This window comes from Herbaspirillum sp. AP02 (genome assembly GCF_015767275.1).
Classification (GTDB): domain Bacteria; phylum Pseudomonadota; class Gammaproteobacteria; order Burkholderiales; family Burkholderiaceae_D; genus Herbaspirillum.
Genome location: NZ_JADWMY010000008.1, coordinates 71,697 through 94,657, shown reverse-complemented (window position 1 = coordinate 94,657; position 22,961 = coordinate 71,697). Strand labels below are relative to the sequence as shown.

The following is a 22,961-nucleotide window of genomic DNA, read 5'->3' as shown; positions in this document are numbered from 1 at the left end:
CCATGCAAAACTGCCTGATCCCCCCCGAACTGCTGAAGAAATCGGACAAGATCCTCTTCATCGCCCACCTGGCGCTGGGCGACTTCACTTACCTGCAGAATTTCTTCAAGGCCTTCGCCGCGCAAAATCCGCATCTGAAGGTCCACCTGTGGGTCGACGAAGTGCGCCGCACCGCCGATGCCGACCAGTGGCCGCATCTGAAGAAGTATTCGCTCTACGACTGGACTGCCGCCTGCCCCTTCTTCGACAAGGTCTACACCCGCACCTACAGTCCAGATCTGTACCGCGCCTCTATCGCGGAGGCACGTGGCGAGAACTATCCCATCGTGGTGTCTCTGGCGACGCTGCGCCCGCACCTGTATGCCGCTCTGGCACGCGAGATCAGCCCGCAAGGATGGGTGGTCGGCATGCGCAAGAAGGTCTCGCTCTTCCAGCCGCATCACCTGCTGGCCTACCGCCAGCTGGATGCCGAGGTGCCGGCTTACCGCAGCACCGATCCGGAACACCACATCAGCGATGTGTATGCCTTCTGGTTCCGTCAATTGAGCGGCCTGGAGGTCAAGGACGAGGCACGGTTCCCGTTCGTGGACATTCCGCTGCAATGGCACCAGTATGCGCAGGAGCAACTGGTGCGCTGGCAATTCGCCGCACGTAGCGGCAAGCTGGTGTTCATCAATCCCTACGCCAAGACCAAGAAACGCTGCTGGCCGCTGGAGCAGGTGGCTGCGCTGATCCAGGCCATGCAGGGGCGCGAGGGCTGGCAGGATGCCTGCTTCATCGTCAACGCAGTACCGCAGGAACTGGCTCATGCACGCGAGGTGATCGGCCGCTACCAGTTGCAGCGCACCGAGATTTTCAGCGCGGAAGAGAACTTCTTCCAGTTGCCGGCCATGCTGGCCGAATGCGACCTGATCATCTCGGTGGAGACGGCCGTGATGCACCTGGCCAATGCAGTGCGCGTGCCGGTGATTGCACTGATGCGACAGAAGAATCCGGAATGGGTACCGGTCGACCGCGCCCACAGTATCGTCATCACCGCACCGGGCCGCCGCGACTGGGTCAAGGCGGTCAGCGTCGAACAAGTCATGAAAGCCATCTGATGAACGTCCCCAGCCAAGCAGACATCCAGGCGCAGCCCGACAATGGCAAGCCCTCGTTCCACATCGCCTTCTGCGTGGACAACAATTATTTCCGCGCCATGGGTGGCACCATCGCCTCCATCGTCGCCAACAATCCGGGACAGCATTTCACCTTCCACGTGCTGGCTTTCGAGGTGTCGGATGACCATCAGCGGCGCCTGAAACAACTGGAATCGATGTACCGCGTGAAGACCGAACTGCATTTGGTGGACCTTAAGGCGTTCACGCAGTTCTCGCATTTCCTGGGACATTCGCATTACTCGCTGTCGATCTTCACGCGCCTGGTGATCCCCACCGTGCTGGCCCAGGTGACCGACCGCGTGCTGTACCTGGATGCGGACATCCTGTGCTTCAACCGCCTGGATGAACTGGTGGATATGGATATTTCCGGCGACATCGCAGCGGTGATACCGGATGCCCCCGTGACACTCAAGCGGCGTGTCGCAGCATTGGGGCTGGCACACAATGAATATTTCAATGGCGGCGTGATATTCATCAACACTCTTCGATGGCAGGCGGAGGATATTACCGCCAAGATCCTCGACGCCTTGATCAACAGCAAGACCGACATGCGTTTCCCCGATCAGGATGCTTTCAATATCGTGTTGAATGGCAGGGTGCGCAATCTGTCGCCGAAATGGAATTACTTGTACGACCTGATTCACGACCTCAACGTCAACCGCTTCGCGCTCAAGCCGGTCGGCAAAGCCATCTTCGTTCATTTTGCCGGCGCAGTGAAACCGTGGGCGGCATGGACCCGGCACGAGGCCTGCGACCTGTTCCGGCGCTACCTGGATATCTCACCCTGGGCCGACATGTCGCTGGACCAGGAACCGCGCAATACCAAGGAAATGCGCATGCATTCGCGCTTCATGTATCGCCAGGGACGCCCGCTGGAAAGCCTGAAGTGGTATGTGCGCTATCTGCGCAAGCGCCGCGCCCGCTAACCAAGCTCGTCTCCCACAAGAAGAACAGACTCACTTTCGTACCTGCCATGCCGATCACCAGCAAGCACATCCTCATCAGTCGCACCGACAACATCGGTGACATCGTCTTGACCCTGCCGATGGCGGCGCGTCTCAAGGAACTCAATCCGGGGGTCAAGATCAGCATGCTGTGCCGTCGCTATGCGGCCGATGTGGTGCGTTATTGCGACGATATCGATGAAGTAGTGGAAGAGGAAAGCGTGGGCGAAAATCTCTATGGTTTCCTGCGTGCCAGCGATATCGACACCGTGATCCTGGCCCAGCCCAACCGCGATCTGGCCAAGGCTGCCTTCTTCGCGCGGGTGAAGCACCGGGTCGGTAATGCACGCCAGAAGGTATACCAGCTAATCTACTGCAATGATCGCGTACGCTTCAGCAAAGGCTTATCCGGGAACCACGAGTCGCAGATCAACTTCGAGTTCCTGCGCCCCTATGGCGACAGCCATATTCCGGCTCGCGAAGAGATTGCCAACAGCTATCATTTTTCGATTCCGGTCGACGCCGGGATCGCGGCAGAGCTTGCGCCCCACGCGTTCAACCTGATCCTGCACACCAAGTCCAACGGGCACGGCCGCGAATGGCCAGTGGAGCGCTACACGGAGCTGGCACGGACACTGCAGCAGCAACCCGGACTGCGCATCTGGCTCACCGGCAGCACCGACGAAGGAAAGTGGCTAGAGCAGCATGCCGGCGCCTTGCTGACCCTGCCGCACGTGGTCAATACCTGCGGCAGTATGAGCCTGGCACGCTTGACGCAGTTCATCTCCCAGGCCGATGGCCTGATCGCCAGCGGCACCGGTCCGCTGCACCTGTCGGCGGCGATCGGTCAGCGTACCCTTGGCCTGTTCCCGCCGACCCGTCCCATGCACCCCGGTCGCTGGGCGGCACTGGGCAAGCGCGCCAGCAATTTGTGTACCGATCAACCGTCCTGCCAGGGCTGCGAAAAGCTGCGCATCATGACTTGTGATTGCATGCGCGCCATCGGCGTGCAGAGCGTGCTGGAGGTAGTCCAGGGCTGGATCGCCGACAGACAGGCGACAGACAGGCAATAGCGGCCGGGCAGGCCGGCCAGCGCGGCTAGGCGTTCGCGGGCAGGCCGGCCGAAGCCTGTTTGTACCGCCCTATCGCGCAGAAGAAGATGGCCAGGTTGATTGTGTAAAAGCCATTGAGGATCACCCAGAAGAACATCACATCGGTGAAGTCGAACACCCAATAGCCCAGGCACAGGGCCACGCCCATGGCCGCGTAGGTCCTTACCTTCACGTCGGCGTGCCCCAGTTCGCGCCAGAACATCACCAGCGGCACGAGGTAGGTCAGCACCCAGGCCACCAGGCCACCAGTCCCCCACAACGCCATCTGGAACAACATGCCATTGTGCGAGTGCGGAAGCTCGGCCACTGCGTTGGAAATCTCCCCCCTGTCGGCCAGGCGATGCAGTTCCGGCTTGAATCCTTCCCGCCCCACGCCGAATCCAGGATGCTCCCGATAGAGCTGCCAGGAGCCCAGCCAGATCTGCAGGCGCTGGCCCACGGAAGTTTCGCGGTCGCTGCGATCAGAATACGCCTGGATGTCATCACCGATATCGTAGATGCGTTGCTTCACCATGTCGCTGGAGAGCATGGCGACACCCACCAGCACCAGCGGCAGCAGCAGGATCAGCATCTTGCGCATCATGCTCAGTTGCTTCAGATACAAAATGAGGAAGACGGCGTAGAACGGCAGCACCAGCCAGGTGCCGCGGGTCTTGACCATGAAGGTCACGCCCAGGGCCAGGACGATGGCCACGATGCGCAGGCAGCGCTGCAAGGTCGACATCGGCAGTTGCAGTGACAGCAACAGCCAGGTTCCGATGAGCATCGCCGCATTCGAAAACGCAATCCCTGCCATGAAACCCAGGCTGCCGGAATTGGGCAGGCTGCCGCCATCGGTGATCATCCAGGCCTTGGCGAAACACAGGACGCAGGCCAGCATCCAGGCCCATGGCAACCAGTCCAACGCCGTATCGGTCACGCGCCAGACCGCCAGGAACACCATCACGAAGAAGGCCAGCCGCAATGGGCGGTCATAGTCACGGAAAGTGAAGTGCCCCACACCTACCTGATGGATCAGCACCGCCAGGGCCGGCAAGGCCATGACGACGAAGAGCACTTTCATCGACGGCAGTTGGGCTTGCCACCCGGGCGTCCGGTGGCGATAGACGAACAGGGTCACGATGCCCAGGAAGACCAGCAAAAACAGGCTGGCATTGGACAAGTTGGGCAACACCAGGCCTAGGGAAGAAAAGGCCAGAAGGACGGCGAGCGACGGCAGCCGACACGAGGAAATCTGCATAGTATTTGTTATGTTCTTATGGGATCAGGGGCCATCAGACTAGTACTCGACCACGACCGCTTCCTTGCCAAACGACGCCACCAGCGTCGATTGCAGGCTGTCACTGGGATTGACGCGCCAGGCATCGCCCAGCACCACCTCGCAGGCCGCATCGGATTGCTGGTAGCGCATCACGAAAGGCAGGCCCTGCTCCTGGCGATGCGCGGCCAGCGTATCGCGCAGATGATTGGGGTCGATCGCCTTGTTGATCGACACCACCATGCGCACGCCATACTGGATGCGCGCCGCGCCCAGGTCCATGACCTTGTCGGCCGCCACCCGCAGGCCGCCATTGAAGCGGTCTTCCGAGACCTTGCCCGAGACCACCAGCAGCTCATCTTCCTTGATGAGATGCTTGAAGGGTTCGAACAGCTCGTTGTAGATGGTGGCCTCGATCACGCCAGTGCCATCGTCGAGCGTGCAGATCACCAGCTTGCCGCGCTGGGTCATCTGCACCCGCACACCTGTGATGATGCCGGCCAGGCTGCGCGGCTCCCAGGAGGGTTCCAGGCTGGAAATCTTGGTGCGCACGAAACGCCGCACTTCCTTTTCATAGGCGGAGAAGAGGTGGCCGGAGAGGTAGAAGCCCAGTGCGCCCTTTTCCTCGGTCAGGCGCTGCTTGTCGCTCCAGGGCGGTACCTGGACGTATTCCAGCGGCGCTTCCAGGTCGCTGTCGTCACCGCCGAAGAGGCTGACCTGGTTGGCCGATTTCTCGGCCTGTTCCGCACTCTCCCAGGCCAGGTTGACCGAGGCCTGGAGGATGGCGCGATCGACCTTGAAGCAGTCGAAGGCTCCGGCACGGATCAGCGAGTCGATGGTGCGGCGGTTGATCTGCTTCTTGTCCACCCGTTTGGCGAAATCGAACAGGTCCTTGAAGGGACCGCTCTTGCGTGCTTCCAGGATGGCTTCGATGGCATTCTGGCCGGCCCCCTTGACTGCCCCCAGGCCATAGCGGATCTGGGTGGCCTTCTTGCCGGGCTCGCCCACGGGCATGAAGCGGTAGTCGGACCTGTTGATGTCCGGCGGCAGGATGGCCAACTTGCAGATGTCGATCGAATCTTCGATCAGGATCTTGACCTTGTCCGTGTCTTCCATGGCCAGCGACAAGTTGGCGGCCATGAACGCGGCAGGGTGATGGGCCTTGAGGTAGGCCGTGTAGTAGGACAGCAGCGCATAGGCCGCCGCGTGCGACTTGTTGAAGCCGTAGCCGGCGAACTTTTCCATCAAGTCGAAGATCTCGTCGGCCTTGGTCTGGTCCAGCCCGTTCTTGGCCGCACCTTCGCGGAACAGCTCGCGGTGCTTGGCCATTTCCTCGGCCTTCTTCTTGCCCATGGCCCGGCGCAGCAGGTCGGCGCCGCCCAGCGAGTAGCCGCCGATCACCTGCGCCATCTGCATCACCTGCTCCTGGTAGACCATGATGCCGTAGGTCTCGGAGAGAATGTCCTTGGTACGCGGGTCAGGGTAGTCGAAGGCTTCACCGTGCTTGCGCTTGCAGAAGTCGGGGATCAGGTCCATCGGGCCGGGACGATACAGCGCCACCAGGGCAATAATGTCCTCGAAGCGGTCGGGACGGGCGTCCTTCAACATGCCTTGCATGCCGCGGCTTTCCAGCTGGAATACGGCGACCGTCTTGGCCTTGGTCAGCAGTTCATACGAGGGCCGATCATCCAGCGGCAGCTTGGCCAGGTCGAACTCGGCCATGGCCGGGTCCAGCATGCGGATGTAGCGTACCGCCCGATCCAGGATGGTGAGCGTGGTCAGGCCCAGGAAGTCGAACTTGACCAGGCCGACGGCTTCGACATCGTCCTTGTCATATTGCGACACCACGCCGGAATCGCCGCCCTGCGTATAGAGCGGGCAGAAATCGGTGAGCTTGCCAGGGGCAATCAGCACGCCACCGGCGTGCATGCCGATGTTGCGGGCGATCCCCTCGACCTGCTGGGCCAGGCCCATCAGCTGCTTGACCTCTTCTTCGTTCTCCAGCCGCTCCTTCAACAGCGGTTCTTCCTCGATGGCGTCAGCCAGGGTCACCAGCTTGCCCGGCTTGAAGGGGATCAGCTTGGAAATGCCGTCGCAGAAGTTGTAGCCCAGGTCCAGCACGCGACCGACGTCGCGCACCGCGCCCTTGGCCGCCATGGTACCGAAAGTGGCGATCTGCGAGACCGCCTCCTTGCCGTAACGATCCTTCACATACTGGATCACCCGGTCGCGGCCTTCCTGGCAGAAGTCGATGTCGAAGTCGGGCATGGAGACGCGTTCCGGGTTCAGGAAGCGTTCGAACAGCAGGTTGTAGCGCAGCGGATCAAGGTCGGTGATCAGCAGACAGTAGGCCACCAGCGAGCCGGCGCCGGAACCCCGGCCGGGGCCGACCGGCACGCCATTGTTCTTGGCCCACTGGATGAAGTCGGCCACGATGAGGAAGTAGCCCGGGAACTTCATCTTGATGATGGTGTTGTTCTCGAACTCCAGCCGGGCCTCATAGCGCGCACGCTCTTTTTCGCGCTCGGCCTCGTTGGGGAACAGTTCCTTCAGGCGTACCTCCAGACCAGCCTTGGTCTGCGCTACCAGGAAGTCGTCGATGGTCATGCCGTCCGGCGTGGGGAAGTCCGGCAATTGCGGCTTGCCCAGTTGCAGCACCAGGTTGCAGCGCTTGGCGATTTCGACGGTATTGGCAATGGCGCCCGGCAGGTCGGCGAAGAGCTCGGCCATCTCGGCCTGCGACTTGAAATACTGTTGCTCGTTGAAGCGCTTCACCCGGCGCGCATTGGCCATGATCTCGCCCTCGGCGATGCAGGTGCGGGCTTCGTGGGCGATGAATTCTTCGGGATTCTGGAACTGGACCGGATGGGTGGCCACGCAGGGCAGGCCCAACTTGGCACCCAGCGCCACGCTCTGGCGCACCTGTACATCCATGTTGGGCTGGCCAGCGCGCTGCAGCTCCAGGTAGAAGGCGCCGGGGAAGATGTCGGCCCAGCGGCGGGCGCAGGCTTCGGCCTGGGCCAGATTGCCGTTGTCGATGGCCTGACCGATGTCGCCCAGGCTGGCGCCGGACAGGGCGATCAAGCCATTGCCACCCTCCTGGTGGCGCAACGCCTCCAGCCATTCCATGCGCACTTCGGCGCGGCCCTTATATTGGTTGCTCAGCCAGGCCTGGGACAGGACTTCACATAATTGCAGGTAGCCGTGACGGCTCTTGATCAACACCAGCAGCCGGAAAGGCTTGTCACGGTCGGCATCGTTGGTGATCCACAGGTCGCAGCCGGCAATGGGCTTGACGCCTTTGCCACGCGCTTCCTTGTAGAACCGCACCATGCAGAACAGGTTGGAGAGATCGGTCACCGCCAGGGCGGCCTGGCCATCCTTGGCAGCGGCCTTCACGATGTCGTCGATGCGCACCAGGCCATCGACGATGGAGTACTCCGAGTGCATTCGGAGATGTACAAATTGCGGGGTAGTCATAGGACGACATTTTACCGGAGCTTGGGATGCACTTCGGCTTTGCGGTGTCAGCTTTTCACAGGAATTCAACTGTCTGTGAACAATTTACACAAATCTGCTCGAAATATTGCTAGAAGCCGCCTTGATCTGCATCAGAGAAGCGACATCCAGCCGGGTAGCCTCCGGCAAATTGCTGCGAACGCCCTGCCCGCACGTATATAATGCTGACAATTCAAAGACTTAGAGCTGAGTAACGAACCATGCAGTCCCCCGATACACCCTACGTCAACATCGCCGCCTACAAATTCGTCAGCTTCGACGATACCGCTGAAAAGCGTCCCGAATTCCTCGCATTTTGCCAACAACACAACTTGCGCGGCACGGTGATCCTGAGCCCGGAAGGCATCAACCTGTTCCTGGCTGGCCTGCGACCGGACATCGACGCCTTCCTCGCCTGGCTGCGTGCCGACCCGCGTTTCACCGACCTGATCGTCAAGGAAAGCTATTCCGAGAAGCAACCGTTCACGCGCATGCTGGTGAAACTGAAGGCTGAAATCATCACCATGAAGCATCCGCTGATCAAGCCCGAGCTGGGGCGGGCGCCTTTCGTGGAGCCCACGCAACTCAAGCGCTGGCTGGACCAGGGCCATGACGACGAGGGCCGTCCGGTGGTGATGGTCGATACCCGCAATGGCTTCGAGGTCGATGTCGGCACCTTCGAGAATACCGTCGATTACCGCATCAACAAGTTCACCGAATTCCCCCAGGTCATCGAAGACCACAGGGCCGATTTCGCCGGCAAGACCGTAGTCACTTTCTGCACTGGCGGCATCCGCTGCGAAAAAGCGGCCATCCACATGCAAAACATCGGCTACGACCATGTCTACCAGCTCGAAGGCGGCATCCTGAAGTATTTTGAGGATGTCGGCGGCGCCCATTACAACGGCGACTGCTTCGTCTTCGACTACCGCACCGCCCTGAGCCCGGAGCTGAAGGAAACCCAGACCGCCCAGTGCTTCGCCTGCCGCGCCGTAGTCACGCCCCGCGAGCAGTTGTCGCCGGATTACGTGCCGGGCAAGTCCTGCCCGCATTGCGCTTCGGTGCAGCGCAAGGGGCAGGAAACGCAAGAAACCGCGTCCGCCCAGGCCTGATCGCCCCCTCCTGCAGCAATGAAAAAGCCGGCCCCAGTGAACTGAGGCCGGCTTTTTTGCGTCCGCCTTGGCGGTTGCTGGATTTCTTCCTGCTGCTTACTTCTTGAACTTGGCTGCGGTTTCCACCACGCGTGCACCGAAGAGCTTGGCGGTTTCCAGGTCGCCCGGCAGCGGGCCTTCTTCCGGCGAGGAATCCGACGGGCTTTGCGCCATCAGGCCCGAGAAGGAACCGACGAAGTTGATGTCGTTACGTTGAGCAGCCTTGCTGTTGGACGGCATCAGACCGGTGCCGACCCAGATCATGCTGTGCTGCATGCCCAGGGTGAACAGGTAGTGCAGGGTCGAGAGCTTGTCGCCGTTCATGGTCGCCGAGTTGGTGAAGGCGGCACCGACCTTGTCTTTCCACTTCTGGCTGAACCAGGGCTTGGAGGACGCGTCCGCAAACTTCTTGAACTGCCAGGACACGGTCCCCATGTAGGTCGGCGAACCGAAGACGATGGCGTCGGCCGCATCCAGGCTGGCCCACTGCGCATCGGTGATGCTGCCTTCGGCGCTGATGGCGATGAGTTCGACATCGGCGCCGGCAACGCCAGCAGCGCCGGCCTGCACGGCTTCAGCCTGCTTCTTGGTGTGGCCGTAGCCGGAATGGTAGACGATGGCAACTTTGGTCATGACGGGTATTCCTTCTCTAGAGAGTGAAGTGACACGGTGGAAAATCCGCCGGTGTGATCGGTACCGGCGGGCAATGCGACTACGGGACTACAGAATCATGGGGCTGCCGGAGCAGACTCCCGAATCCATCAGCGCGGCAGGTCGAACAACAGGACTTCCGCCTTGTCGCCGTCGCTGATCTCGATGCGGTCCACTGCACTGAGCTTGACGGCATCGCCGGCTTCCAGGGCCTGACCATTGACGCTGACCTTGCCACGGGCCACGTGAATATAGCCCAGGCGGCCTTGCGGCAAGACATAGTCTGCGCGCTGGGTGCCGTCGAACAGGCCGGCGTACAGCTGGGCGTCCTGGTTCAGGCTGACCGAGCCGTCGCGACCGTCGCCGGAAGCCACCAGGCGCAGCTTGCCATCCTTGTCGGCGGCCGAGAAATGGGCCTCCTGGTAACCCGGTTCGGCACCGGCGCGGTCCGGCATGATCCAGATCTGCAGGAAGTGGGTGGTGCCGTCCTGGGAGTGGTTGTACTCCGAGTGGCGCACCCCGGTGCCTGCGCTCATGCGTTGCACGTCACCCGGACGGATCACGCTGCCGTTGCCCATGCTGTCCTTGTGGGCCAGCTCACCTTCGAGCACGTAGGAAATGATCTCCATGTCGCGGTGGCCGTGCGTACCAAAACCCTGACCAGCGGCCACACGGTCCTCGTTGATCACACGCAGCGGGCCGAAACCCATGTGCTTGGGATCATAGTAATCCGCGAAGGAAAAGCTGTGATGCGAATCCAGCCAACCGTGGTTGGCGTGGCCACGATCGTTCGCTTTGCGAAGTTCCATCATGTCAACACCTCTTTCTCAAGTGACGTACAGACCGGAAATGGTTTGTACAAAATGTTTGTCGATGGCGTCACTATAGTGGCTAACTTTTCCCGAGATAAGGTCTAAAATCCGTAGTGTTCATTCAAAAATTTTAAACAAGGGAAAGCGACGTGAACCTGACCCTGGAATCCCTGCTGATCCTGGACATGATCGACCGCAAGGGCAGCTTCGCGGCGGCCGCCGTGGCGCTGGACCGCGTGCCCTCGGCGCTGACCTACAGCGTGCGCAAGCTGGAAGACGATCTCGACGTCCTGCTGTTCGACCGCCGTGGCCACCGGGCCCAGTTGACACCGGCCGGGCTGCAATTGTTGCAGGAGGGCCGGCACCTGCTGCTGGCTGCCAGCGACCTGGAACAGCGTGTCAAGCGCACCGCCACCGGCCGCGAGACCGAGCTGCACATCGTGCTCAACAGTCTGATTCCCTTCGACAAGATGCTGCCCATCATCGACGCCTTCGACCGCGAACAATCCGGCACCCGCCTGCGCTTCACGCCGGGAGTATTGACCGGCGCCTGGGAAAAGCTGATCGAAGGCCGCGCCAACCTGGTCATCGGGGTGACCCTGGATGGGCCGGAGGTCGTGCGCACCAGTGGCCGCTTCCAGATGCAGGAACTGGGCGCCGTGGACTGGGTATTCGCCGTAGCGCCGCAGCACCCGCTGGCCACCGCCGACGAGCCCTTGTCGGCCGAGCTGGTGCGCAGCCATCGCGCCATTGCCGTGGGCGACAACAGCCAGTCGCTGCCGACCTTGACCATGGGCTTGCTGTCGGGTCAGGAAACGCTGACGGTCGCCACCGTGGCCGACAAGCTGCAGGCGCAGCTGGCAGGCCTGGGCTGCGGTCACCTGCCGCGCATCTGGGCGGCGCCCTACCTGGCCTCAGGCGCATTGGTGGAAAAGGAGACCCTGGCGGCCAAACCCAACGATAACTTCATGGTGGCCTGGCCCAAGGCTGAACAGGGCAAGTCGCTGAAATGGTTCATCCAGCACCTGGCCCAACCAGAGGTACGCGCATCGCTGATCGGGCCGGTCACCGCGCCGGAGCCATTGTGAGCGCCAGCGCCTACGTCGGTCGCTTCGCGCCCTCCCCGTCCGGGCCACTGCATGCTGGCTCGCTGGTGGCGGCGCTGGCCAGTTACCTGGATGCCCGCGTCCATGACGGACGCTGGCGGCTGCGCATCGAGGATATCGACGAGACACGCACCGTGCCGGGGGCAGCCGATGACATCGTGGCGACTTTGGCGGCGCTGGACATGCACGCGGACGGCCCGATACTGGTACAAAGCCAGCGCAAGGGACGCTACCAGCTGGCCCGGGAGAAGCTCGGCACGATGGTTTATCCCTGTGGTTGCAGCCGCAAGGAAATCGCCGACTCACAGGTGGGAACGGCCAGCGACGGCGCCGCCATCTATCCCGGCACATGCCGCCGCGGCCTGGTACCGGGCAAGCAGGCCCGCACGCTTCGGCTACGCGTGCCGGATGCCGGGCAGCCGGGGGAGCGGGTGCAGTTCGATGATCGCTGGCTGGGGCCACAGGCACAGCATCTGGCCTCGGAGGTGGGCGATTTCGTGCTGCAGCGGGCCGATGGCTACTGGGCCTATCAATTGGCAGTGGTAGTGGACGATGCGGAACAGGACGTGACTGACGTCGTACGCGGGGCCGACCTGCTGGACTCCACGGCACGGCAGATCTACCTGCAAGGTTTGCTGGGCTATCCGACCCCGCGCTACCTGCACGTACCGCTGCTGATGAATGAGACGGGGGAAAAGTTTTCCAAGCAGAACGGCGCGCAGGCACTGGACCTGGCGCAGCCGCTGCAACAGCTGCAGCGGGCCGCCGCTTTCCTGGGACTTGCAGAGGAGACGAGCCAGTCCCGCGACCGGGAGGCGTTCTGGAACGGCGCGCTCACCGGCTGGCAAGCGCGTTTCGGCTCGCGCTGAAAGAAACGCTCAGCGCTTGGGCATGCCGCCCAGCAAAGCCGCCACCTTGGGCTTGGGACGGTTGTTCTTGGCCAGTTCCGGCTTGGTGGACACGGTCTCGACGGCGCTGGGCTCGTAGGGCTTGAGGAACCAGGGGTCGACCTTCTCGCGGCGCGGCGCGGCGGAGTAGCCGTCGCGGCTGCTGCGGCTGCGATCGCCACGGTCGCTACGTTCACTGCGCTCGCCACGATCCGCGCGCTCGGTCCGTTCACCGCGCTCGCTGCGATCGCCACGATCACTGCGTTCGCCGCGCTCATGACGCGCACGCGGAGCAAAACCGACTAGCTCGGCACGCTCGAACTTCTTCTTGATCAGCTTCTCGATGTCGGTCAGCAGACGGTCATCCTTGTCGCAGAACAACGAGATGGCGTCGCCCGAGGCGCCGGCACGACCGGTACGACCGATGCGGTGCACGTAGTCTTCGGCGTTGTAGGGCAGGTCGTAGTTGATCACACAGGGCAGCTCGGCGATATCCAGGCCGCGTGCGGCCACGTCGGTGGCGACCAGCACTTCGATCTGGCCCTGCTTGAAGGCTTCCAGCGCAGCCATGCGCTCGGACTGGGTCTTGTCACCGTGGATCGCGGAGGCCTTGACGCCTTCGGCCTCCAGGGTGCGTGCCAGGCGCGACGCGCCGATCTTGGTGTTCGAGAAGACGATTACCTGCTTCAGCTGCCGCTGACGAATGATGAAGCTTACTGCATCGGCCTTGGCCGCCTCCTCCACCCTGTAGATGGTCTGGCTGACGTTTTCGGCAGTGGCGTTGCTGCGTGCCACTTCGATGGTGACCGGGTCGTTCTGGAAGCTGGCGGCCAGCTTCTTGATCTCCGGCGAGAAGGTGGCCGAGAACAGCAGGTTCTGGCGCTGCTTGGGCAACAGGTTGATGATGCGCTGCAGGTCGGGCAGGAAGCCCATGTCCAGCATGCGGTCAGCCTCGTCCATCACCAGGATCTGGGTCTGCGACAGGTTCACCGTCTTCTGCTGCACGTGGTCCAGCAGGCGACCCGGAGTGGCGATGACGATTTCCACGCCGGCGCGCAGGATCGCGGTCTGTGGCGACATGTCCACACCGCCGAAGACTACGGTAGAGCGCAACGGGGTGAAGCGGCAATAGGCAGCGACGTTATCGGCCACCTGGTCGGCCAGCTCGCGGGTGGGCGTCAGGATCAGGGCGCGCACCGGGTGGCGGGCAGGCGAAGCGCTGTGGCTGGCGTGCTGCAGCAGACGCTGGATGATGGGCAACGAGAAACCGGCGGTCTTGCCGGTGCCGGTCTGGGCGGCCCCCATCACGTCCCGACCCTGCAGTACCACAGGAATGGCCTGGGCCTGGATCGGGGTGGGATGGACATAGCCTTGTTCGGCCAGGGCTTTCAGGATATCGGGCGAGAGGCCGAAATCTTCGAAGCGGACGGCGGGTGCAGCCGGTGCTGCGGACGCGGACGTGGTGTCGGACATGGTTTATTGCGAACGGTGCGACAGCGCCGCGGCAGCCGCCAGGCGGCTCCGGTGCATGGGGTGCATGCGCACGGGTTCTGATTGCTTTCTGTGTTGATGTGTTACGGGCGAACCGGCCAAACCTGAACGGACGGGCGCTTCGGATGATGCAAAAGACGCTGACCGGGACGACGACCTGCCACGCCCGGAACTCCCTATTATACGCCGCATCGTCACTCGCTTCATGACAGTTTGGTTTCGGCCTCCCGCCGGGCGCCGCCGGCAGGCCGAAAAACAGCGCTGATGCCGGCTGACAATCCCGGCATCAGGCCGATCTGGAGCGACTTCAGCCGATCGTGATGTTGATATCGGGCAAGCCATCGACATGCCCTTGCAGGCGATCACCCTTGACGACCGCCCCCACGCCTTCCGGAGTACCGGTGAAGATGAGGTCGCCCGGGAACAGCTCAACCAGGCCCGACAGGTAGGAAATGGTCTCCGCCACGCTCCAGATCAGGTCCGACAGGTCGCCCTGCTGGCGCACTTCGCCGTTGACCTTGAGCCACACCGCGCCACGCTCGGGATGGCCGGATTGGGCCACCGGCACGATCGCTGCGCAGGGGGCGGACTGGTCGAAGCCCTTGGCCATGTCCCAGGGGCGGCCCAGTTTCTTGGCCTGTGCCTGGATGTCGCGGCGGGTCATGTCCAGACCGACGCCATAGCCATAGACCAGATCCAGCGCCTGCTCCACGGGAATATCGCGCCCCCCCTTGGCCAGTGCCACGACCATCTCGATCTCGTGGTGGTAGTCGGCGGTGGCGGCGGGATACGGCACCACGGAGTCGGTCGGCACGATGGCGTCGGCCGGCTTCATGAAGAAGAATGGCGGCTCGCGATCCGGGTCATGGCCCATTTCGCGGGCGTGGGCGGCGTAGTTGCGACCGACGCAATAGATGCGACGGACCGGGAACGGTGCACCACCCACCACGGGAATGGTGGTCTGGGCGGGTGCGGGAATGGCGAAACTCATCGGGAAGACTCCGTAGTGGCGTAATGCACAAGCACGAATGAAGATAGCCGGTCAATGCCGGCTTGCGTTGACCATCAGTTGTCTGACGTCGTCGTAGTGTAAAAGAAAAGCCGCAGCGCCGCTTGGCGGCCGCAAGGCCGATACGGGCGGCAGATATAGGCGGCAATTCCACCTGTAATCCGCTGGATAAATCCGGATGAATTTGGGACACTGGCTGCACGCTCAGGCCGGTCTCGCCGCCTGCCCCCTTTTCTCCCCCGAATCTCTGCCGAATCACACCATGCGTCAGCAAGCCAATCCTTCCCTCATCCTGCTGCAAAAAGCCCTCGCACTGCATCAAAAAGGCGATCTGGCGCCCGCCGAGGAGCTCTACAAGAAGGTCCTGGTCAAGCTGCCCCGGCATTTCGAAGCCAATTACCTGTACGGCATGCTCAAGCTGCACCAGGAAGACTGGGCTGCAGCCGAAGCGCAACTGGCCAAGGCCATTGACCTCAATCCTGGCCATCTGGATACCTATTTCGACCACGCCGGCGTGCTCGAACAGCTGGGCCGCGACGAAGAAGCGATCGCCCGCTATGATCACCTGATCGCAGCCAAACCCGACTTTCCCGACGCCCTGCTGCGCCGGGGGGCCGCCTTGCGTCGCCTGGGCCGATCCGCCGAAGCCCTGGAAGACTTCGCGCGGGTGCTGAAGATGAATCCGGACAATCACGATGCCTGGTTCCAGCAAGGCAATGCGCAGCACGACCTGTTTGCCTACGCCGACGCACGCCAGTCGTATAGCTCGGCACTGACCCTGCGGCCGGACTTCATCGAAGCCTGGTTCAACCTCGGCAATACCTGCAAGGACAGCTACCTGCTGGAAGAAGCGCTGGCGGCCTACGACCGCGCGCTGGCGGTAAAGCCGGATTTCTACCAGGCGCTGTCCAATCGCGGCTATGTCCTGGTGCAACTGCAACGCCCGCTGGAGGCACTGCAAGCCTATGACCAGGCCCTGGCACTGGACGATAGCTCGGCCGACCTGTGGTTCAACCGGGGATCGACCCTGGAAACTCTGCGCCGCTTCGACGAGGCTGCCATCTCCTATGATCGCGCCCGCGAACTGAACCCCGACGCCTCCTCAGCCCCCTGGAACGACGCCCTCATGCAATTGCTGCAAGGCGACTACCAGAATGGCTGGCGTGCCTATGAGGCGCGCTGGTACACAGAACAGATGCAGGGCCAGTTGCGCCACTTCGCCGAACCACTCTGGCTGGGTGATTTCTCGCTGGAGGGCAAGACCATCCTGCTGCACGCCGAACAGGGCTTTGGCGACACGCTGCAATTCGTGCGCTACGTGCCGCTGGTGGCGGCCATGGGCGCGCGCGTGATCCTGGAAGTGCAACCCGCCCTGGTCAAACTGCTGGGCAATGTCCCGGGAGCAGCCGAGGTGATCAGCAGCCAGCGCTTCATGCGCCCGGCCTTCGACGTGCACTGCCCGTTGATGAGCTTGCCGCTGGCCTGCCAGACATTGAGCGAAGAAGACATTCCGCGAGCGCCCTATCTGTTGCCTGACGCCAGCGCCTGGAGCGACTGGGCGCAACGCCTGCCGCATAACCGTGCACTGCGCGTGGGCCTGGTCTGGGCCGGCAGCTCGGCGCAAACCCATCCTGATGCAGTGCGCATTGACGGCCAGCGTTCCTTGCCCTTTGACGCGCTGGCACCGGTGGTGGAACTGGCACGCGAGCATGCGCATCTTGAATTCTATTCGGTACAAGTGGGCGACACCGCACTGGCCCAGTTGCAGACCCACCCGCTGGCCAGCCACGTCAAGGATTGCTCGCAGGCACTGCGCGACTTCGCCGACACCTCGGGCCTGATCGCCCATCTGGACCTGCTGATCAGTGTCGATACCTCGGTATGCCATCTGGCCGGTGCGCTGGGCACGCCGGTCTGGTTGCTCAATCGCGTCAATACCTGCTGGCGCTGGCAGCTGGACCGCAGCGACACCCCCTGGTATCCCGACTTCACGATCTTCCGCCAGTCCCAGACGGACGACTGGAGCGAGGTCATTGTCCAGGTCCGCTCGGCCCTGCAACAGCGCCTGACCCGACACTGATACCATGCGCGCCGTCGCGGATGGACGAACATCCGTCGGAACCTGGCGCGCCGGCCTGCCTCATACCCTTCAGGCAGGCCTCAATGACCCAATGCACTCCGACCGGCGGCGACGCCCAGCGCGCTGCCGCCCGTACGGAACAAAGACAACAAGGACAACGCTATGCAAACCGGAGCCCCTTCTCCTTCCCCCGCCACCTCGACCACGCATGCGGATGGTCCGCGGCTGCTGGCCGACATCGGTGGCACCAATGCCCGCTTCGCGCTGGAAACGGCACCGGGCCGCATTGAACAGGTGCAGGTGCTGCGCGGTGCCGACTATCGGGAATTCACTGACGCCGTGCAGGCCTATCTCAAGCTGGTAGGCCAGCCATCGGTCCGGCACGCGGTGGTGGCCATCGCCAACCCGGTGCAAGGCGACCAGATCAAGATGACCAACCATGACTGGGCCTTTTCCATCGAGGCTGCGCGGCAGTTGCTGGGGCTGGATCTGTTGCTGGTGGTCAATGACTTCACCGCACTTTCAATGGCCGTTCCGCAATTGCGCGCCGACGAGCGCCAGCAGATCGGCGGTGGCGCGCCCAAGAGCGGCCAGCCGATCGGCTTGGTCGGCGCGGGCACCGGACTGGGGGTGGGCGGTCTGATCCGTGGCGACGGCCACTGGCTGCCGCTGGCCAGCGAAGGCGGGCACGTGGCATTCGCCCCGGCCAACCCACGGGAAGCGGCGGTCCTGGCCTATGCCTGGCAATTCCATGAGCATGTATCGGCGGAGCGCCTGGTATCCGGCCCCGGCCTGGAGTTCATCCATCGCGCCCTGTTGGCCATCGACGGCCATCCCGCTGCCGAACTGAAGGCCGCCGACATCGTCGAGGGCGCGCTCAAGCAGGGTGACGCCATGTGCCGCGAAACGGTGGAGCTCTTCTGCAGCATGCTGGGTACGGTGGCGGCCGACCTGGCACTGACGCTGGGCGCGCTCGGCGGCATCTATATCGGTGGCGGCGTGGTGCCGCACCTCGGGGATTATTTCGCCCGCTCTCCGTTCCGGGCGCGCTTCGAGAACAAGGGACGCATGTCGGTGCTGACCCAGGCCATCCCGACCTACGTGATCACGGCAGAGTATCCGGCCTTCACGGGCGTATCCGCGATCCTGGCCGACCGCCTGGACCCGCGCTAGCTTGCACGGTTCATGCAGACTGCTGCACATGGGCGGCGGTTTGCCATGACGATGCCGGAGCCAGTGGAATTGCTGTAGCTATTCGAGGAGGGGACCTACAGAAAGCCGTCAGGACGAGCGAAAAACGGCTGAGAAGAAATCAAGAGAGGCGAGCCTTGTCTGCGGCACTTGTGGGAAATAGCTGTGGCTGCTTCGTTCCCGACCTGACCAGGTTGACCATGCCACAATGCGCAGGGGCCCGCCGGGGTGCATTGTATCCCAATTCAGCTCACCCCGGCCAGCTAATTCATGGCGCCGCATCGGAAACTGCAAGGCAGCGCAGACGCGTCAACGATTTGCGCGCCCTCCAGACAGGAATGCACTGCTTCAGCGGCAGCGCTGCATCAGATGCCGAGATCCTTCCAGATGGTATCGACGCGCTTCTTCACCTCATCGCTCATCACGATCGGCGTCCCCCATTCACGATTGGTTTCGCCCGGCCACTTGTTGGTCGCATCGATGCCCATCTTGCTACCCAGCCCGCTGATGGGTGAGGCAAAGTCCAGATAATCGATGGGAGTGTTATCGACGAGGACGGTATCGCGCACCGGATCCACGCGCGTGGTGATGGCCCAGATCACTTCCTTCCAGTCGCGGATGTCCACATCCTCATCCACCACCACGATGAACTTGGTGTACATGAACTGGCGCAGGAAACTCCACACCCCGAACATCACCCGCTTGGCATGGCCGGCATAGGACTTCTTCATCTGCACCACCGCCATGCGGTAGCTGCAACCTTCCGGCGGCAGATAGAAATCGGTGATCTCGGCGAACTGCTTCTGCAGCAGCGGCACGAACACTTCATTCAGGGCTACGCCCAGCACGGCCGGCTCGTCAGGCGGTTTGCCGGTGTAGGTGGAGTGATAGATGGCATCGCGTCGCATGGTGATGCGGTCGATGGTGAAGACCGGGAACCAGTCCTTCTCATTGTAGTAACCGGTGTGATCCCCATAGGGACCTTCAAGCGCATGCTCGAATCCGGAGGCATGTTTTTCATCCGGATAGATATGCCCTTCCAGCACGATTTCGGCCGAGGCCGGCACGCGCAACTCGCTACCCATGGCCTTGACCAGCTCGGTGCGACTGCCGCGCAGGAGGCCGGCGAACTGGTACTCGGAGAGGTTGTCCGGCACCGGCGTCACGGCGCCTAATATAGTAGCCGGATCGGCACCCAGGGCGACGGCCACCGGATAGGGCTTGCCGGGGTGGGCAATACAGTGCTCGCGGAAGTCCAGCGCACCACCGCGATGGGCCAGCCAGCGCATGATGACCTTGTTCGGACCCAGGACCTGCTGGCGATAGATGCCCAGGTTCTGGCGCTTCTTGTGCGGCCCCTTGGTAATGACCAGACCCCAGGTGATGAGCGGCGCGATATCGCCTGGCCAGCAGTGCTGGATGGGCAGGCGCGACAGATCGACGTCCTTGCCTTCCCACACCACATCCTGGCACGGCGCCGACCCGCGCTCCTTGGGCGCCATGTCCCATAGCGACTTCACCAGTGTGCCAAGGTCCAGCACATCCTTGATGCCCTTGGGCGGCTCCGGCTCCTTCAGGCGCGCCAGCAGATGACCGATGCGACGCAGTTCGCTGATGCTTTCGGCCCCCATGCCCAGCGCGACGCGATGAGGCGTACCGAAAAGATTCGCTAAAACAGGGATATTTTTCTGATCTACCTGCTCAAAAAGGAGCGCCGGACCTTCGGCTCGCAGGGTGCGATCGGCGATTTCGGTCATCTCCAAGTGCGAAGAAACCGGGTGCGCGACCCGCTTAAGCTCTCCTTTTTGTTGCAATTTGGAAATAAAATCACGCAAATCAGTGTATTTCATACTTTTTAACAAATTTCTTTTTGCATCACAGCCGGCTCAACTATCCCCGGCAAACGCTTGATTCTATTGATTTTTGAAGGAAGGCCACGTTGAATATGATACACAAAAGTTATAAAGAACTATTTTCATAGTATTGACTCGATATAAAGTGGCTTCTACAATTCGCCCACTCTAAACCGAAGAGGTGAGCCGTGGGCTCGTAGAGGCTTGAAAGAAAACAGTCAAGCCAAGCAAGGTATCCAGGGATCCGGGGTCCCAGCAACTCAAGAAGTGTGTCCAGGGCGTCAGCCCTACCCCCCGAAACATGCCATCCGACGGCAGGGCCAGCAGGCCTCGCGGATGGCCTTGCCGTACCGCCTTGCGACGGTAACGTAATAGATTGCAGCGACGACAGTTCAGCCGTCTGGTCTCCACTTCTTGGCCAGGCGAGCCCTGTTTTTGCCGCAATAATGCAGGAGGTTCAATGTCCAACCAAGCTTCCGAGGCGCCTTTATCAGGCGTCCCGCAGGTGCTTCGCCGTGTGAATTTCCGGAGTCTCTCCGGTAACTCGCGCATTGCTCAATTTTTCGGCATCGCCCATCGTGTTCTGACGATACTCGGCATTGCAGCGCTGTTCGTGCTGGGCCTGATGTTCTTCAATCCGGACCTGGCCGACAAGCTGATCAGCATGTCCCCCTTCTCCGATGCCACGGAAGAAGTCCAGCAAGCCGATGTCCCGGCAACCCCGGGGCTGGCCGAACTGATGTCGCCGACGGCGCCAGTGGCGACCACCGCTGCCCTGGCAGGCGTGATGACAGCGGACACGGTGCAGGCTGCACCGATCACCCCGCTGGCAGCGCAGAACCTGTCGGCCGAAGATCGCCAGTTGCTGGGCAACCCGCGTCAGCAAAAGCTGGTCACCAACTGGCTGGCCAAGCGTTATCGCGTGGCCAGCGACGCCGCCGACATGCTGGTCTCGGCCGCTTACCTGACGGCGCGCGACATCAAGCTCGATCCGCTGCTGATCCTGTCGGTGATGGCCATCGAATCGCGCTTCAATCCCTTCGCCGAGAGCCCGATGGGCGCGCAGGGGCTGATGCAGGTGATGTCCAAGGTGCATCATGACAAGTTCCAGGAACTGGGTGGCATCAAGGCCGCCCTCAATCCGGTCGCCAACATTCGCGTCGGGTCGCAGATCCTGAAGGAATACGTCACCCGTGGCGGCTCCGTCGAAGCCGGTCTGAAGAGCTATGTCGGCGCGGCCGACATGTCCAACGATGGTGGTTACGGCATCAAGGTATTGTCCGAGTACCAGAACCTGAAGCAGGTTGCGATGGGCAAGAATATCTCGATCTACACCACGGCCACGGTCAAGCTGCCGCCGGCTTCGGGTGTTGCCGCCAGCGCCGAGCAGTCCAAGCCGGCCAACAACAACGTGGCCTCGGCTGCCAAGCCGAAGGCGGAAGAACAACTCGCTGCCCTGTAAGGGCCGGTGCGTTGCGATTTGGATATTACCGGTATTCAGAACGTAAAAAAGGAGCCCTCGGGCTCCTTTTTTTATGGCTGCTGCCCGAGGCTCCCGGGCTCAGGCGGCCTTTTCCTTCTGACGCTGCGCGAAGAATACGCGCAGACGCGCTACCGCCTCCTGCAGGTTTTCCATCGACGTGGCATAGGACAGGCGGATATAACGACGCGCTGTGAACGGACCGAAATCCAGGCCCGGCACCAGCACCACGCCAGCCTCATTGAGCATCTCCAGGCTCAACCGGTCGGCATCGTCGGATAGTGCGCTGCAGTCGGCATAGACATAGAAGGCGCCGTCCGGCACCACCGGCACGGTGAATCCCAGACTTTCCAGTGCCGGCACGATGTAGTCGCGACGTCGCTTGAATTCGGCTTTGCGCTCTTCGTAGATCGCGATGGTCTCTGGCGTGAAGCAGGCCACGCCCGCATGCTGCGCGATCGAGGAAGCACAGATCAACAGGTTCTGCGCCAGCTTCTCGATCTGCGGCACCAGCGCCGGCGGCAATACCAGCCACCCCAGGCGCCAGCCGGTCATGTTGAAATACTTGGAGAAACTGTTGATGACCACCACGTCATCGCCCAGCGACAGCGCCGAGAACGGTTCGCCCTCATAGGACAGGCCCTGATAGATCTCATCGACGATGGTGAAGCCACCACGCTGGCGGACTTCGCCGACGATGGCGCGCAATTCATCCGGAAGAATCGAGGTCCCGGTGGGGTTCGATGGCGACGCCAGCAGCACGCCCCGGGTGGCCTCGCTCCAGTGCTCGCGCACCATCTGCGCCGACAACTGGAAACGGTGTTCCGGGCCGCTGGCGATAAGCCTGGCCTGGCCTTCGAAGGCGGCCACGAAATGGCGATTGCAAGGATAGCTGGGGTCCGGCATCAGCACTTCGCTGCCACGGTCCACCAGCGCCGCACAGGCCAGCAACAGCGCAGCAGAAGCACCGGCGGTGATGACGATGCGCTCCGGCGCGATGTCCAGGCCATAGACCTGGTGATAGTGCTGCGAGATCGCCGTTCGCAGCGCCGGCAGGCCGGTCGCCGAGGTGTACTGCATCTTGCCCTCGGCCATGGCACGGGTCGCTGCCTCCACGACGGCGGGCGGGGCCGTGAAGTCCGGCTCGCCGATGCCCATGTGGATCAGATGGCGTCCCTGCTGCTCCAGAATGGCAGCCTTCTTGGACAATTCCATCACATGGAAGGGGGCAATGTGCTGCAGACGTGCAGCCAGTTGATTCAGGTTCATGCGCTAATT

Annotated in this window: 17 protein-coding genes and 1 other RNA gene; 9 read left to right on the top strand and 9 right to left on the bottom strand. The window is 62.1% G+C overall.

Annotation, left to right across the window (positions count from 1 at the left end; translation table 11 throughout):
* Nucleotides 1-2 precede the first annotated feature (2 nt).
* From I5R65_RS16600 to I5R65_RS16590, 3 genes are read left to right on the top strand one after another with little or no spacing between them, the layout of a single operon-like run.
* Nucleotides 3-1,100 carry a glycosyltransferase family 9 protein gene (locus tag I5R65_RS16600; RefSeq protein WP_180669094.1) on the top strand — a complete coding sequence of 366 codons (1,098 nt, stop codon included), beginning with the start codon at nt 3-5 and terminating at the stop codon, nt 1,098-1,100.
* Nucleotides 1,100-2,086 carry a glycosyltransferase family 8 protein gene (locus I5R65_RS16595; protein ID WP_180668956.1) on the top strand — a complete coding sequence of 329 codons (987 nt, stop codon included), beginning with the start codon at nt 1,100-1,102 and terminating at the stop codon, nt 2,084-2,086. The genes I5R65_RS16600 and I5R65_RS16595 overlap by 1 nt, the downstream gene beginning before the upstream one ends.
* 47 nt (nt 2,087-2,133) lie before the next feature.
* Nucleotides 2,134-3,177, top strand: coding sequence for a glycosyltransferase family 9 protein (locus I5R65_RS16590; protein WP_180668955.1), 1,044 nt, complete (start codon nt 2,134-2,136; stop codon nt 3,175-3,177).
* A gap of 25 nt (nt 3,178-3,202) precedes the next feature.
* Here the strand turns inward: I5R65_RS16590 and I5R65_RS16585 are convergent, their stop codons facing one another.
* Together I5R65_RS16585 and dnaE are read right to left on the bottom strand one after the other, a co-directional pair.
* Entirely contained in the window at nt 3,203-4,387 is a 1,185-nt protein-coding gene (locus tag I5R65_RS16585; protein ID WP_180668954.1) for an O-antigen ligase, read from the bottom strand.
* Between the two features lie 108 nt (nt 4,388-4,495).
* Entirely contained in the window at nt 4,496-7,954 is a 3,459-nt protein-coding gene (gene dnaE, locus I5R65_RS16580) for a DNA polymerase III subunit alpha (RefSeq protein WP_180668953.1), read from the bottom strand.
* A gap of 239 nt (nt 7,955-8,193) precedes the next feature.
* On the opposite strand from dnaE, the gene I5R65_RS16575 reads away from it, so the two are divergent.
* Nucleotides 8,194-9,084 (top strand): sulfurtransferase, encoded by an 891-nt coding sequence (locus tag I5R65_RS16575; RefSeq protein WP_180668952.1) that lies wholly within the window; start codon nt 8,194-8,196, stop codon nt 9,082-9,084.
* A 96-nt stretch (nt 9,085-9,180) separates the two neighbouring features.
* Here I5R65_RS16575 and I5R65_RS16570 read toward each other — a convergent pair whose 3' ends face one another.
* A complete protein-coding gene (locus I5R65_RS16570; RefSeq protein ID WP_180668951.1) occupies nt 9,181-9,756 on the bottom strand; it encodes a flavodoxin family protein in 576 nt (191 codons plus the stop codon).
* Nucleotides 9,757-9,884: 128 nt separating this feature from the next.
* Nucleotides 9,885-10,586, bottom strand: coding sequence for a pirin family protein (locus I5R65_RS16565; RefSeq protein WP_180668950.1), 702 nt, complete (start codon nt 10,584-10,586; stop codon nt 9,885-9,887).
* Nucleotides 10,587-10,735: 149 nt separating this feature from the next.
* Here I5R65_RS16565 and I5R65_RS16560 point away from each other — a divergent pair, with 149 nt between their 5' ends.
* A complete protein-coding gene (locus tag I5R65_RS16560) occupies nt 10,736-11,674 on the top strand; it encodes a LysR family transcriptional regulator (RefSeq protein ID WP_180668949.1) in 939 nt (312 codons plus the stop codon).
* Complete coding sequence (gluQRS, locus tag I5R65_RS16555; protein WP_180668948.1) at nt 11,671-12,561, top strand: tRNA glutamyl-Q(34) synthetase GluQRS; 891 nt, start codon at nt 11,671-11,673, stop codon at nt 12,559-12,561. Before I5R65_RS16560 ends, gluQRS begins: the two co-directional genes overlap by 4 nt.
* Before the next feature lie 9 nt (nt 12,562-12,570).
* Here the strand turns inward: gluQRS and I5R65_RS16550 are convergent, their stop codons facing one another.
* A complete protein-coding gene (locus I5R65_RS16550) occupies nt 12,571-14,052 on the bottom strand; it encodes a DEAD/DEAH box helicase (RefSeq protein ID WP_180668947.1) in 1,482 nt (493 codons plus the stop codon).
* Nucleotides 14,053-14,377: 325 nt separating this feature from the next.
* Nucleotides 14,378-15,061: a fumarylacetoacetate hydrolase family protein gene (locus I5R65_RS16545; RefSeq protein ID WP_180668946.1), complete on the bottom strand. Its 684-nt coding sequence runs from the start codon at nt 15,059-15,061 to the stop codon at nt 14,378-14,380.
* A gap of 280 nt (nt 15,062-15,341) precedes the next feature.
* Between I5R65_RS16545 and I5R65_RS16540 the strand changes: the two genes are divergently transcribed.
* A complete protein-coding gene (locus tag I5R65_RS16540; protein ID WP_180668945.1) occupies nt 15,342-17,159 on the top strand; it encodes a tetratricopeptide repeat protein in 1,818 nt (605 codons plus the stop codon).
* Between the two features lie 162 nt (nt 17,160-17,321).
* Nucleotides 17,322-18,332: a glucokinase gene (locus I5R65_RS16535; protein WP_180668944.1), complete on the top strand. Its 1,011-nt coding sequence runs from the start codon at nt 17,322-17,324 to the stop codon at nt 18,330-18,332.
* Between the two features lie 144 nt (nt 18,333-18,476).
* Here I5R65_RS16535 and ffs read toward each other — a convergent pair.
* Nucleotides 18,477-18,575: signal recognition particle sRNA small type (gene ffs, locus I5R65_RS16530), an RNA gene on the bottom strand.
* 140 nt (nt 18,576-18,715) lie between these two features.
* Nucleotides 18,716-20,200, bottom strand: a complete 1,485-nt coding sequence (gene ubiD, locus I5R65_RS16525) for a 4-hydroxy-3-polyprenylbenzoate decarboxylase (protein ID WP_180668943.1) — start codon at nt 20,198-20,200, stop codon at nt 18,716-18,718.
* A gap of 463 nt (nt 20,201-20,663) precedes the next feature.
* Between ubiD and I5R65_RS16520 the strand changes: the two genes are divergently transcribed.
* Nucleotides 20,664-21,665, top strand: a complete 1,002-nt coding sequence (locus I5R65_RS16520) for a lytic transglycosylase domain-containing protein (protein WP_180668942.1) — start codon at nt 20,664-20,666, stop codon at nt 21,663-21,665.
* A 99-nt stretch (nt 21,666-21,764) separates the two neighbouring features.
* Here I5R65_RS16520 and I5R65_RS16515 read toward each other — a convergent pair whose 3' ends face one another.
* The gene (locus tag I5R65_RS16515; protein ID WP_180668941.1) at nt 21,765-22,952 is read right to left on the bottom strand and encodes a pyridoxal phosphate-dependent aminotransferase; all 1,188 of its coding nucleotides are present in this window, start codon (nt 22,950-22,952) and stop codon (nt 21,765-21,767) included.
* Nucleotides 22,953-22,961 lie beyond the last annotated feature (9 nt).

What these genes read in the sequence shown, in the direction of transcription:
- I5R65_RS16600 (WP_180669094.1), top strand. Translation starts at nt 3, where the DNA reads ATGCAAAACTGCCTGATCCCCCCCGAACTGCTGAAGAAATCGGACAAG.
- I5R65_RS16545 (WP_180668946.1), bottom strand. Translation starts at nt 15,061, where the DNA reads ATGAGTTTCGCCATTCCCGCACCCGCCCAGACCACCATTCCCGTGGTG.
- I5R65_RS16575 (WP_180668952.1), top strand. Translation starts at nt 8,194, where the DNA reads ATGCAGTCCCCCGATACACCCTACGTCAACATCGCCGCCTACAAATTC.
- I5R65_RS16590 (WP_180668955.1), top strand. Translation starts at nt 2,134, where the DNA reads ATGCCGATCACCAGCAAGCACATCCTCATCAGTCGCACCGACAACATC.
- I5R65_RS16565 (WP_180668950.1), bottom strand. Translation starts at nt 10,586, where the DNA reads ATGATGGAACTTCGCAAAGCGAACGATCGTGGCCACGCCAACCACGGT.
- ubiD (WP_180668943.1), bottom strand. Translation starts at nt 20,200, where the DNA reads ATGAAATACACTGATTTGCGTGATTTTATTTCCAAATTGCAACAAAAA.
- I5R65_RS16550 (WP_180668947.1), bottom strand. Translation starts at nt 14,052, where the DNA reads ATGTCCGACACCACGTCCGCGTCCGCAGCACCGGCTGCACCCGCCGTC.
- I5R65_RS16515 (WP_180668941.1), bottom strand. Translation starts at nt 22,952, where the DNA reads ATGAACCTGAATCAACTGGCTGCACGTCTGCAGCACATTGCCCCCTTC.
- dnaE (WP_180668953.1), bottom strand. Translation starts at nt 7,954, where the DNA reads ATGACTACCCCGCAATTTGTACATCTCCGAATGCACTCGGAGTACTCC.
- I5R65_RS16535 (WP_180668944.1), top strand. Translation starts at nt 17,322, where the DNA reads ATGCAAACCGGAGCCCCTTCTCCTTCCCCCGCCACCTCGACCACGCAT.
- I5R65_RS16595 (WP_180668956.1), top strand. Translation starts at nt 1,100, where the DNA reads ATGAACGTCCCCAGCCAAGCAGACATCCAGGCGCAGCCCGACAATGGC.
- I5R65_RS16520 (WP_180668942.1), top strand. Translation starts at nt 20,664, where the DNA reads ATGTCCAACCAAGCTTCCGAGGCGCCTTTATCAGGCGTCCCGCAGGTG.
- I5R65_RS16540 (WP_180668945.1), top strand. Translation starts at nt 15,342, where the DNA reads ATGCGTCAGCAAGCCAATCCTTCCCTCATCCTGCTGCAAAAAGCCCTC.
- I5R65_RS16570 (WP_180668951.1), bottom strand. Translation starts at nt 9,756, where the DNA reads ATGACCAAAGTTGCCATCGTCTACCATTCCGGCTACGGCCACACCAAG.